Below are 11587 nucleotides of genomic sequence, written 5' to 3'. Positions count from 1 at the left end.
AACTTCATATTTTGCCGGCGTGGCGGAATGGCAGACGCGCTCGACTCAAAATCGAGTGGGAAACCGTGGAGGTTCGAGTCCTCTCGCCGGTATAGATAACGGGATGTAGCTCAGCTTGGTAGAGCACCTGGTTTGGGACCAGGGGGTCGCATGTTCAAATCGTGTCATCCCGATTGTTGTTATGCGGGTGTAGTTCAATGGTAGAACTTTAGCCTTCCAAGCTAATAGCGTGGGTTCGATTCCCATCACCCGCTTAAATATTGAAAAGAAAGAGATGGTACTCACCGTCTCTTTCTTTTTTTGCGTTCATAGGTATATTGGAGATTGTAGTACACCACAATCACAGATTATATAGCTCACTAGCATGCACCAGTATGTATCCCATCCTCACGAGAGATCGTTCCTCTCATAACTCTTAGTAATTGTGGAAAGTTCTCAAATGGAACAGGTCTAGCACAACACATCCTCCAACACTAAAACTAACCTTCTTTATCACATTATATAAAAACGCTTACAAAAATAGCTTGCGTAAATCATCAGCCTGTAATACCATATCAATTAAGCGCTTAACCTTCAGGGGTAAGGCGCTTAAACTTAACTTAGATTAAGCGCTTAACCCGTAGAGGAAAGGATGGCGATCATTTCATGACAACAATTCGACTGACGATGGCTCAGGCACTGCTTCGATATTTGGATCAGCAATATATCTCGGTTGACGGAGTGGAAACCAAGTTTGTGAAGGGGATCATCGGTATTTTTGGACATGGCAACGTAACAGGCATTGGAGAAGCGCTGGAGCGTAGTCCCGGAAGCCTGACGTATATGCAAGGAAAGAACGAACAAGGCATGGTGCATACGGCAGCGGCTTATGCCAAACAGAAGAACCGCAGACAGATCTATGCATGTACAACATCCATTGGACCTGGTGCTTTGAATATGATTACGGCGGCAGCTACCGCAACGGTGAACCGGATTCCGGTTTTATTGCTTCCTGGAGATAACTTTGCTACACGGGAACCGGACCCGGTGCTACAGCAACTGGAAGTAAGCAGTGACTATACAATCTCAGCTACTGATCCATTCAAAGCCGTCAGTAAGTACTGGGATCGCATCGTTCGTCCCGAACAGTTGATGATCGCTGTTACACAGGCCATGCGTGTGCTAACCGATCCAGCAGAGACGGGAGCAGTAACGCTCGCACTGCCACAGGATGTGCAGGCAGAGGCGTACGATTACCCGGAATCGTTCTTTGCCCGCAAAGTACATTATCTGGACCGTCGTCCTCCGGTGCAGGCAGCCATTGAACGGGCAACGGAGCAGATTGCCCGAGGCAGGAAACCGCTGCTCGTTGCAGGCGGCGGTGTGTTGTACTCTGAGGCATCCGTTCAATTAGTGGAGTTCGCCGAAGCATTTGGCATTCCGATCGCCGAGACGCAGGCGGGTAAGAGCGCAGTCTCTTGGGACCACCCACTGAATGTGGGGGCCATCGGGGTTACTGGCTCTCTGGCAGCCAACAGACTGGCGAGAGAAGCGGATGTGGTAATCGGCGTCGGTACTCGGTTCTCGGATTTTACGACGGCGTCCCGCTCTGCTTTTCAGCATCCGGAAGCGTCATTCATCAACATTAACCTGAACGGCATGGATGCTGCCAAGTTAGGCGGGGAAGCCATTCTGGCAGATGCTCGTGAAGGATTACAGGCTTTGCAGAAGGAATTGCAGCAAAGACAATACCGCAGTGCATATGGCGCATCCGAAGTCGCTGATCTCCGCGCTGAATGGAATGCAGAAGTGGATCGGCTGTATGCAGCACAACATGAAGCTGGACTCGCGCAGACCACAGCAGTCGGCGTTGTTAACCGGACGATTGATCCATCCTCCGTCATTGTGTGTGCGGCAGGTAGTCTGCCAGGCGATCTGCATCGTTTGTGGCGTGCGGCTGAACCAAAGACGTATCACATGGAGTATGGATTCTCCTGTATGGGGTACGAGGTAAGTGGAGCGTTCGGAGCAGCACTTGCCGAGCCAGATCGTGAAGTGTACGCGATGGTAGGGGATGGCAGTTATCTGATGCTGCACTCGGAGTTTGTGACCAGTTTGCAGGAACAGAAGAAGATGACTATTTTATTATTCAACAACAATGGGTTCCAGTGTATTCATAATTTGCAGCGGGAACATGGCAGTGACGGGTTCGGCAATGAGTTCCGTTATCGGGAATCCGAGAGTGGACGACTGACCGGGGATTATATGCCAATGGACTTTGCAGCTCACGCCCGAAGCATGGGAGCCAAATCTTATAGAGCCGAGACAGCAGAACAGCTGGAACAGGCACTCCGAGATGCGAAGAACGAAACGGTGAGTACGTTGATTGAAATTCCGGTTGTGCCTGGAACCAACGCAGGTGGATATGAGTCGTGGTGGAATGTAGGTGTTCCTGAAGTATCTACCGAAGAGAAGGTAGTTCATGCTCATCATACGATGCAAGCCAACCGTGCCAAAGCAAGACCTATGTAATCTGGTTTAATATAGTGAACCACAATGTTGAACGACAAAGGAGACGTGGAGCAATGAGCAAGCTGCCATTCCAGCTTGGGATTCATCCGATCAATTGGGTCGGTGAAGATGTGAAGGAGCATGGTGATGCGACAACGTGTGCACAGATTCTGGATGACATTCAGCGTCTTGGGCTGACAGGTACAGAGATGGGACGTAAATATCCAACTGATCCTGTTATATTGCGTGAGGAATTGAGTAAAAGGAATATCAAGCTGGTCTCCCAGTGGAAATCCGTACTTTTCTCCGACCCGGCATATCGTCAGTCGGAGCTGGACAGTTATCGTAAACATGCGGAATTTCTGCAATCCATGGGCAGTAAGGTGATCAGTACGGCGGAGGTAGGTGGGTCACTTCATTTTGATCCAAGACGGACACCGAATGAAAAAGAAGTGCTCAGACTCAGCGAATCTGAATGGCATATCCTCGCTGAAGGATTGAACGAAGCAGGAGCTATTGCCCGCGAACATGGGTTGAAGCTTACGTATCATCATCATGGAGGCACAGTGATAGAACAACCAGATGAGATTGACCGACTGATGGAACTAACCGATCCTTCTCTCGTGTATCTGCTCTATGACACAGGTCATGCCTACTATGGCGGAGCCGATCCACTTGAACTGCTGCGTAAACATTATGATCGGATCGCTTATATCCATCTGAAAGATATCCGCCCACATGTGCTGGATGAAGCACGCGCGGAGCAGTCTGACTTTGTCGGATGTATTCGTAAAGGGGTGTTCACCGTACCAGGGGATGGATGCATTGACTTTGCTCCTATTCTGCAGGAACTGATCACACGAGGGTACGATGGCTGGGCGATGCTTGAGGGAGAGCAGGATCCGGCGATTCATAACCCGTATGAGTACGCCAAACGCTCCTTGAACTATATGGAGTCCTTATTCCAGCATAGCTGATATAGGCATAGCGATGGGGAGAGGACCATACCCATGAAGTGAAAAAGGAAGAAGGCCAGTAAGAGTATAACGTTACGATTGGAAAATAAACTGACATACTCTAGCCGTTTACTAATCCTCACGAGGAATGAGTAACTAGTCTAGATATCCATATACAACATGTAAAATCCCACCACAGAAAGGGGCTCACATGCAATGACTTACGTATCCTTTCCCGTATCCAGGAAGAAGGATTTAACCGCGATTGGCCGTCTGTGTATCGACTTGAATGCCAATGAGATTAATCGCCCAATGGAAGAGACGATGACTTTTACGAAATATGTGGGTGGCTCTCCGGCCAATATTACGATTGGCATGTCCAGACTGGGTATGGAGACGGCTTTTATCGGTAAGATCGCCAATGACCAAATGGGCAGATTCATCCAGAGTTATTTGGAGAAGAACGGCATCGACACATCGAATGTAGTTACAGATGACACCGGAGCGGTGACAGGGCTCGCTTTTACCGAAATCAAAAGCCCAACGGATTGCAGTATCCTGATGTATCGGGACAATGTAGCGGATCTGTTATTACAGGCGCAAGAGGTGCAGGAGCAGTTGATCGCTGACTCCAAAGTGCTGCTAATCTCAGGCACAGCCCTCGCGCAGAGCCCATCCCGTGAAGCCGTATTACAGGCACTTACGTATGCGAAGAAGCATGGCACGGTTATTGTGTTTGATCTGGACTATCGCCCATACACATGGACATCGGATGAGGAGACAGCCGTCTATTACAACCTTGCAGCCGAGAAATGCGATATCATTCTGGGCACACGTGAAGAGTTCGACATGATGGAGACATTCGACCACAATCCGGATCATAGCGATCAGGTAACTGCACAGAAATGGTTTGATTTCTCAGCGAATATTGTAGTAATCAAACACGGCAAGGAAGGGTCCATTGCTTACACACGTGAAGGGCTTTCCCACCGTGCGGACAGCTATCCGGCAAAAGTGGTCAAAACGTTCGGCGCAGGCGACTCTTACGCGGCTGGGTTCCTGTATGGATTGATGCAGGGCTGGACGATTGAGCGCAGTATGGCGTATGGCAGTGGCGCAGCAAGTATCGTCATTTCAAGCCACAGCTGTTCGGATGCAATGCCAACGGTCGAACAGGTGAATGACTACATCGAACGTTGCAATCGGGGCGAGATTACCGTGTCCTGAAGCACGTTGCAATACTTTGAATAACGCGCTCATACAGATCTATAACAATGAAACAAGTTGAACATAAGGGATCACACATAAGCGAAGGGAGACAGGGCTATGGGAAAAGGAATTTCTGAAGCGTCTGCAACAGCGACAATGGTACAAAACTGGATCGGAGGTGCCTGGGTAACCCCAGTGGCAACTCGTACGGAGCCGGTTGTGAATCCTGCTACAGAAGAAGTTATTGCACACGTGCCACTGTCTGAACAAGCAGACGTGGATCTGGCCGTACAGACGGCACGGGAAGCGTTCAAGTCCTGGAGCAGCACACCGGTTCCACGCCGTGCACGTATTCTATTCCGCTACCAGCAGCTGCTGGTGGAACATTGGGAAGAGCTCGCTCGCCTGGTGACGCTTGAGAACGGTAAAAGTTATGCCGAAGCGTACGGCGAGGTATTGCGTGGCATTGAATGCGTCGAGTTCGCGGCAGGTGCCCCGAATCTGATGATGGGCAAACAACTGCCTGACATCGCGACAGGATTGGAGTCGGGCATGTATCGTTACCCAATCGGTGTTATTGGGGGAATTACCCCATTCAACTTCCCGATGATGGTACCGTGCTGGATGTTCCCGCTGGCTATTGCGTGCGGTAACACCTTTGTCCTGAAGCCGTCCGAGCGCACACCGCTACTGGCAGGCCGCTTGGCAGAGCTGTTCAAGGAAGCGGGGCTTCCGGACGGCGTGCTCAACATCGTTCACGGTGCGCATGATGTCGTGAACGGGTTGCTGGAACATAAGGATATTCAAGCGATCTCCTTTGTCGGATCACAACCTGTGGCTGAATACGTCTACACTACTGCATCTAAGCATGGCAAACGGGTACAGGCACTCGCGGGTGCCAAGAACCACTCCATCGTTATGCCAGACGCCGATCTCGATCTAACCGTGAAAGAGATTACCAGTGCAGCTTTTGGTTCAGCAGGGGAGCGTTGCATGGCATGTGCGGTTGTTGTGGCTGTGGGTGATGTGGCTGACGAACTGGTACAAAAGCTGGTGGAAGCAGCTGACCGCATTACCATTGGTAACGGTATGGATGAGGGCGTATTCCTCGGTCCCGTCATCCGTAGACCACATAAAGAGCGCACACTCAGTTACATTGAAGCGGGAGAGCAGGAAGGCGCGGCATTGATCCGGGATGGACGCAAAGATCAGGCGACAAGTGAAGCTGGTTATTTTGTGGGGCCGACGGTATTCGACCAAGTTGAGAGCAATATGAAAATCTGGCAGGATGAGATCTTTGCTCCATTACTCTCGGTGGCAAGAGTGTCTACGCTGGAGGAAGCGGTAGAACTGGCGAATCGTTCAGACTTTGCCAACGGGGCTTGTCTGTTCACCCGCAGCGGGGCGAGTATGCGTCAATTCCGTGAAACGATTGATGCGGGCATGTTGGGTATTAACCTGGGCGTACCTGCGCCAATGGCATTCTTCCCGTTTTCCGGGTGGAAGAAATCCTTCTACGGTGATCTGCATGCCAATGGCACGGATGGTGTTGAATTCTACACTCGCAAGAAGATGGTAACGGCGCGCTGGTAACAACCAGAGCATAACTCGGGCTAAGGGGAACGCCCAGCCCATATGGACGCACATAGGGAGGATAACGGAATGGGCAAGGACAAAGTGAGAATTGGCATCATCGGTGCTGGACGGATCGGCAAAATTCATGCAGACAATCTCCTGCGCAACCCGCATGCCGAGATTGTGGGAATCAGTGACTTGTTCGCGGGTCCTGAATTGGAGGCTTGGGCCTCCAGACGCGGTATCCCTGTTGTAACGACAGACAGCAGCCAGTTGATCTCGATGCCTAATGTAGACGCGGTGCTGATCTGTTCTTCAACAGATACACATGTGCCGCTGATCGAACAGGCCGCCCAGGCGGGCAAACACATCTTCTGCGAGAAGCCGGTCAGCATGGATCTAGCACAGACCCAAACGGCTGTAGCAGCGGTACAGAAGGCTGGCGTGAAGCTGCAAATCGGATTTAACCGTCGATTCGATCACAACTTCAGACGGGTACGTGCACATGTGCAGGATGGTACGATCGGTGATTCGCATATTATCAAAATCACGTCTCGTGACCCGAGTCCGCCGCCTGCGGAATACATCCGGGTGTCTGGTGGGATCTTCATGGACATGATGATTCACGATTTTGACATGGCTCGTTATCTGTCCGGGAGTGAAGTGGAAGAAGTGTACGCTCAGGGCAACGTGCTGATCAATCCGGTCTTTGCAGAACATGGGGATGTGGATACAGCGATTGTAACGATGACGTTTGCCAATGGAGCGATTGGTGTTATTGATAACAGTCGTCAGGCAGTGTACGGGTATGACCAGCGTGTTGAAGTATTCGGTTCGATGGGCAGCGCCACAGCGGCGAATGATCATCCGAATACGGCTGAGATCAGTACAGCGACCGGGCTCATGCGCGATAAACCATTACACTTTTTCTTGGAACGCTACAATGAGGCATATGTACAGGAGACAGCCCTCTTTATCGATGCGATCATTCATGATACACCGGTTATTGTAGATGGCCATGATGCAGTACAGGCAGAACGAATCGCGCTGGCAGCAAAGATGTCCATGGAGCAGGGAAGACCTGTGAAGCTGAGTGAAGTCCCTGGGGTGTCGCTGGAATCACAAACGGCAACGCCATAGGTAGATGATTAGAGTCACTTTTTTGAATAGAGCGCATGAATAGTCAAAGTTCTTTTTTTCATATGCATCAGGTTGTTGTGGATGATTACAGAAAGGAGTGGATGGCAAGATGTCAGAACGTATTGTGAAACCTGTGGTCAACCCCGAGGGGGACGGTACACTTATCAACGTAACACCGGAGTCGGCCGGGTGGGAATATGTTGGTTTTCAGGTAGCGAAGTTGGCAGAAGGGGAGACGCTAACCCGCGAGAGCGGTGATCAGGAACTTTGTGTGGTGCTTCTCAGTGGTTTCGCCAATGTAAGTACCCGGGAGCACACATGGGATAATATCGGGAAGAGAATGAGTGTTTTCGAGAAAATTCCGCCGTATTCGGTCTACGTATCAACTTCCGATCAAGTGCAGATCACAGCACGTACCGAACTGGAAATCGCTATATGTGTTGCGCCCGGAAAAGGCACGTACCCTGCTCGTCTCATTGCACCCGAGGATGTAGGGGTAGAGGCGAGAGGATATGGCAATCTGGAACGCCAGATTCACAACATTTTGCCGGAACAAAAGGAAGCGGACAGTTTGCTCGTTGTTGAGGTGTTCACACCAGATGGGCATTGGTCTAGTTACCCGCCACATAAGCATGATCGGGACGCACTCCCGGATGAATCTTTGCTGGAGGAAACGTATTATTTCCGTGTGCAACCTGAGCAGGGGTTTGCCATTCAGCGCATATACACGGATGATCGCTCTGTGGACGAGACGCTAGCAGTGAAGAACGGGGAAGTGGTGCTTGTTCCGGACGGATATCATCCGGTAGGTGCTCCTCCGGGGTATGAGGTCTACTATCTGAACGTGATGGCTGGACCAACTCGGACCTGGAAATTCCATAACGATCCTGACCATGAGTGGTTGATGAAAAAATAAAACAGTTCATGCTACGCGCATTGTGCTGGCTTCAAGTTGCGCATGCAGACTTCCCCCTGCATAATGAGAAGAAGAGAACAATTATCTATGTATAACGAAATTTATATATAGCACAAATGGGGAAAAAAACAATGAAAGCAACCATATACGATATCGCACGCGAGGCGGGTGTATCCATTGCAACCGTCTCGCAGGTCATTAATGGCAAAGGCAAAATCAGCGAGAAGCGGCGCGCCGAGATTATGGAGATCATGGAACGCCTACATTATCAACCCAGCGCGATCGCAGCTGCACTTACAGGTAAGCAGACGTATACACTGGGACTACTTGTACCGGATATTTCCAACCCGTATTTTGCAGAACTCGCTAGAGCAGTCGAGGATCGAAGCCGTCAGTTGGGCTACAGTGTGGTCATCTGTAGTACCGACAATAAGGACGAGCGGGTAGAGCGTTATCTGAATCTGCTTCAGCAAAAAAGGGTAGATGGCATGATGATCGGAACCGGAATCGATAATGCCGAAATTTTGTCACCTCTCTTGCAGCAGTCCATCCCTGTCGCTTTGATTGCCCGTCATATGCCGTCCCTGTCGGTTCATACAGTCACCATTGATGACATTCTCGGTGGAAGACTCGCAGCGGAACATCTGCTTGAACTTGGTCACACCCGTGTAGCAGTGCTGTCGGAACCGTCCAAAGTCAGCAGCAGTCAGGAACGTGTACGTGGATTCCGTGAAACACTGATCAAGGCAGGTCATACGCTGGAACCGAGTCAGATTCGAGAATCGGCAGCTGATCTGAGCTCGGCCAAAAAAGAGGCGTTACTGCTGCTCAGTGAGATCGAGCATCCCACAGGCTTGTTTTGCTGTAATGACATTCAGGCTATTGGTGCACTTCAAGCAGCCAAAGAGCTGGGTCTACGCGTGCCAGAAGATGTGTCCATTATCGGATTTGATAACACCATTCTGGCCTCGGTAACCAGTCCACCACTTACAACTGTTGCTCAGCCGATTGAAGATCTGGGACATCGCGCTGTAGATCTGTTGATTGAAGAGTTGAAGGATGAGCGTAAAGAGCCGCAGAAGATTGTGCTGAAGCCTGAGCTGGTTATCCGAGATTCAGCAGGTCGTGTAGGGGTCTGAAAATAATGAGGTTTCCAGTTTGCGCTGACCAGCCCTGAGGCCAAACTAGCCAAGCTTAATGGAGTCATATCTTTTATTCGGATACGGGTGCCGTTTCATCCCTCATTCGGAATATGTAACATAACAACGTAACAAACAAGCCGCGTTCCCCCAATGGGAGAACGCGGCTTGTTGATTTAAATCTTGAACTTCTTCACTTCCTCAGCAAGCGTATTGGCTTGTTGAGCCAGTTCATTGGAGCGCTCCGAGATACTGGTAATGTAATTGAACTGTTCCTGCGTGGAGGAAGCAACTTCTTCCGTGGAAGCGGCGCTCTGTTCCGACATGGCCGCTACACTGGAGATCACTTCAGCAATCTTGCCAGAGCTGTTATCCAGTTCAGTTGTTGCGGATGATACCTGCTGAAGCTGATTGTCGATGCCTTCAATGGATTGCTTGATTCGCATAAACGAGTTGCGCATCTCATGCACGGCAGCCACTTGCTGCTCAATACCATGTTCAGCAGAATCGACTTCACTCACACTTTGGCGGCTAGCTGCCTGAATTTCATTCAACAATACGATGATGTCCTGAGCAGAGCCTGCAGATTGTTCAGCCAGTTTGCGCACTTCCTCGGCAACCACTGCGAACCCACGTCCATGTTCACCCGCTCTGGCCGCTTCAATGGAAGCGTTCAGGGCAAGCAGGTTGGTCTGGGAGGCGATACCTTGAATCATGCTGACGATGCTTTCAATCTTCTGTGATTTATCTGCGAGTAGGGAGATCGATTCACCTACACGGTCAATCGATTGGCGGTTGCCATCCGAAAGTTCGACCTGGTGATCCACCGCTTGTAGTCCAACCAACATGGCTTCTCCTGCCTCACGCATCATCGTTACGGACTGTTCTACACTGCGATTAATACCGCCCACACTATCGCTCATCTCCGATAGACGGCTTGAGCCATCATACACCGATTCAGCCTGTGTACTGGAGCCTTGAGCGAGTTCATCGGTGGCAATGGAGATCTGCTCCGCGATGCGCTTGGTGTTATCCGTATGCTCCTGCATCTCACCCGAGATACTTTGTACGCGATCAGCAGAGGCCGTTACTTGTCTGAACAGCGTGCTAAGCTGATCTGACATCTGATTGAATGCCATGCCAAGTTCAGCGAACTCATCTTTGCCTTTGATCTGAACCCGTCCTGTAAAATCACCACTCGACATTTGGCGGGACGTTCCATGCAGACTTTTCAGCGGCTTGATGAAGAGTGTTGCGATCCAATAGGCACCTGCCAGTACGACCAGCAACGTAATACCGATGATTAGAATGTAGTTATTGCGCAATTCATAATACTCAGCATAGGCCAGCTTCTCGGAGATGATGGAGCCTACAGCCCAGCCGGTGCTTGGAATCTGCTGATAGAACAACAGATAATTCTCATCATTATATTGGAAGGGTTTCTGACCTGACGGATTCGCCTGCATATCTGCCAACAGCGGGTTTAACTCTGTGTTATCCTTGGCTGAGGTGTTCACGAGTTTATCATCAGGGTGAGCCAGAAGCATCCCGTTTTTATCGATTAAAAAGGTGTAGCCCAATCCGTCCAGGTTTATTTTTCCCACGGTATCGGTAAGTGTAGAGAGCAACAGGTCGCCTGCAACAACCCCTTGCATTGTGCCTGCTTTATTTTGAACCGGCATGGCAATCGATACCGCATATTGCTCCGACATCATATCCAGATATGGATCAGAGAATGTTAACTGATTGGCTTGCTTAGCTTCCTGATACCATGGACGCTGTCTTGGGTCATAATCGGTATCGGGAGTCCAGTCTGAACCATTCATGAAGCTGCCGTCCTGCTCTGAACCGTAATACAGATCCGACAGACTCTCTTTGTTACTGCCCAGCTTCATAATGTTAAAGTATTCTTCCGTGAGTTCTCCCTCAGGCACGCCTTCCTGGATGATAAAACCTAACGTTTCGATGACTTTGGCATTACTGCTGATCCAGCCATCCAACTGATTTGCCGAAGAGGCCATTAAGCCATTCAATTTGGAGTCCACATTACGCGTGGCTTGCTTTTCAGTTTGAACCAAGCCAAGGGAAGCCAGTGGTAGTGCAGTAATCAATACAGCGGCCAGAAACATAATCATTAATTTTGGTTTGAGCTTCATTACAAT

Annotated in this window: 8 protein-coding genes and 3 tRNA genes; 10 read left to right on the top strand and 1 reads right to left on the bottom strand. The window is 50.1% G+C overall.

The annotated features are described in order from the left end of the window. Positions 1–13 precede the first annotated feature (13 nt). The 10 genes from OM416_RS31495 to OM416_RS31450 all read left to right on the top strand — a co-directional run bounded on the left by OM416_RS31495 (position 14) and on the right by OM416_RS31450 (position 9425). Positions 14–92: transfer RNA gene (locus tag OM416_RS31495), tRNA-Leu, on the top strand. Positions 93–99: 7 nt separating this feature from the next. Then, positions 100–173: transfer RNA gene (locus OM416_RS31490), tRNA-Pro, on the top strand. Positions 174–183: 10 nt separating this feature from the next. Next, positions 184–254: transfer RNA gene (locus OM416_RS31485), tRNA-Gly, on the top strand. A gap of 391 nt (positions 255–645) precedes the next feature. Continuing rightward, complete coding sequence (gene iolD, locus OM416_RS31480; RefSeq protein WP_264936244.1) at positions 646–2511, top strand: 3D-(3,5/4)-trihydroxycyclohexane-1,2-dione acylhydrolase (decyclizing); 1866 nt, start codon at positions 646–648, stop codon at positions 2509–2511. A gap of 53 nt (positions 2512–2564) precedes the next feature. Continuing rightward, positions 2565–3467, top strand: coding sequence for a myo-inosose-2 dehydratase (gene iolE, locus OM416_RS31475; RefSeq protein ID WP_264936242.1), 903 nt, complete (start codon positions 2565–2567; stop codon positions 3465–3467). A 195-nt stretch (positions 3468–3662) separates the two neighbouring features. After that, complete coding sequence (gene iolC, locus OM416_RS31470; RefSeq protein ID WP_264936239.1) at positions 3663–4673, top strand: 5-dehydro-2-deoxygluconokinase; 1011 nt, start codon at positions 3663–3665, stop codon at positions 4671–4673. 99 nt (positions 4674–4772) lie between these two features. Beyond that, positions 4773–6248 (top strand): CoA-acylating methylmalonate-semialdehyde dehydrogenase, encoded by a 1476-nt coding sequence (locus OM416_RS31465; RefSeq protein ID WP_319951949.1) that lies wholly within the window; start codon positions 4773–4775, stop codon positions 6246–6248. A 69-nt stretch (positions 6249–6317) separates the two neighbouring features. Then, positions 6318–7370 (top strand): inositol 2-dehydrogenase, encoded by a 1053-nt coding sequence (gene iolG, locus OM416_RS31460; RefSeq protein ID WP_264936237.1) that lies wholly within the window; start codon positions 6318–6320, stop codon positions 7368–7370. Positions 7371–7479: 109 nt separating this feature from the next. Further along, a complete protein-coding gene (gene iolB / locus OM416_RS31455; protein ID WP_074093115.1) occupies positions 7480–8286 on the top strand; it encodes a 5-deoxy-glucuronate isomerase in 807 nt (268 codons plus the stop codon). 131 nt (positions 8287–8417) lie between these two features. Continuing rightward, complete coding sequence (locus OM416_RS31450) at positions 8418–9425, top strand: LacI family DNA-binding transcriptional regulator (RefSeq protein WP_264936235.1); 1008 nt, start codon at positions 8418–8420, stop codon at positions 9423–9425. 176 nt (positions 9426–9601) lie between these two features. Here the strand turns inward: OM416_RS31450 and OM416_RS31445 are convergent, their stop codons facing one another. Then, positions 9602–11581, bottom strand: a complete 1980-nt coding sequence (locus tag OM416_RS31445; RefSeq protein WP_264936232.1) for a methyl-accepting chemotaxis protein — start codon at positions 11579–11581, stop codon at positions 9602–9604. Positions 11582–11587: the final 6 nt, after the last annotated feature.

It is taken from the genome of Paenibacillus sp. LS1 (genome assembly GCF_026013365.1).
Classification (GTDB): Bacteria; Bacillota; Bacilli; order Paenibacillales; family Paenibacillaceae; genus Paenibacillus.
Note: the sequence above shows the minus strand (reverse complement) of the source record. Positions and strands in the feature narration are given on the sequence as shown.

Excerpts from the sequence above, each read along its gene's own strand:
- iolD (WP_264936244.1), top strand. The coding sequence starts at position 646 with ATGACAACAATTCGACTGACGATGGCTCAGGCACTGCTTCGATATTTG.
- OM416_RS31450 (WP_264936235.1), top strand. The coding sequence starts at position 8,418 with ATGAAAGCAACCATATACGATATCGCACGCGAGGCGGGTGTATCCATT.
- iolB (WP_074093115.1), top strand. The coding sequence starts at position 7,480 with ATGTCAGAACGTATTGTGAAACCTGTGGTCAACCCCGAGGGGGACGGT.
- iolC (WP_264936239.1), top strand. The coding sequence starts at position 3,663 with ATGACTTACGTATCCTTTCCCGTATCCAGGAAGAAGGATTTAACCGCG.
- OM416_RS31465 (WP_319951949.1), top strand. The coding sequence starts at position 4,773 with ATGGGAAAAGGAATTTCTGAAGCGTCTGCAACAGCGACAATGGTACAA.
- iolE (WP_264936242.1), top strand. The coding sequence starts at position 2,565 with ATGAGCAAGCTGCCATTCCAGCTTGGGATTCATCCGATCAATTGGGTC.
- iolG (WP_264936237.1), top strand. The coding sequence starts at position 6,318 with ATGGGCAAGGACAAAGTGAGAATTGGCATCATCGGTGCTGGACGGATC.
- OM416_RS31445 (WP_264936232.1), bottom strand. The coding sequence starts at position 11,581 with ATGAAGCTCAAACCAAAATTAATGATTATGTTTCTGGCCGCTGTATTG.